The sequence below is a fragment of the Delftia sp. ZNC0008 genome (assembly GCF_000799035.1).
GTDB lineage: Bacteria > Pseudomonadota > Gammaproteobacteria > Burkholderiales > Burkholderiaceae_C > Comamonas > Comamonas tsuruhatensis.
Window position 1 is genome coordinate 1 of record NZ_JTKZ01000001.1, and the last position, 489, is coordinate 489.

The window sequence follows — 489 nt, forward strand, 5'->3', positions numbered from 1 at the left end:
CGAGTCCGTCAAGGCCGCCGCCGATGTCTACATGCCCGTCAGCGGCGAGATCGTCGAAGTCAACGAGGCCCTGCGCGACGACCCCTCCCTGGCCAACAGCGACCCGCTGGGCGAAGGCTGGTTCTTCAAGGTCAAGCTCAGCGACGCAGGCCAGCTGGCCGCGCTGCTCGACGAAGCCGCCTACACGGCCTTTGCCCAGAGCAACTGACGCCACTTTCCGGCCAGGACGGGCGCCAGGGCCCGCCCTGGCGCTTTTCAGCTTTTGAGACAGGTCCCTCCATGCTGATGTCCTCCACCCAGCCCCTTGCCGCCCTCGAGAACGCCACCGAATTCGTGGCCCGCCATATCGGCATCGCGCCCGAAGACGAGGCCCACATGCTCAGCGCCATCGGCGCGGCATCGCGCGATGCGCTGATCGACGCCATCGTCCCGCCCTCCATCCGGCGCCACCAGCCCATGGCGCTGCCGCCAGCGGCCACCGAGGCCCAG

Annotated in this window: 1 protein-coding gene and 1 pseudogene; both read left to right on the forward strand. The window is 68.9% G+C overall.

What is annotated here, in order from left to right:
- A pseudogene (locus tag L995_RS00005) lies at window positions 1–208 on the forward strand (glycine cleavage system protein H); the annotation flags it as partial.
- Window positions 209–279: 71 nt separating this feature from the next.
- Window positions 280–489 (forward strand): hypothetical protein (locus tag L995_RS00010; protein ID WP_047467897.1); only part of this gene is annotated, 210 nt, incomplete at its 3' end.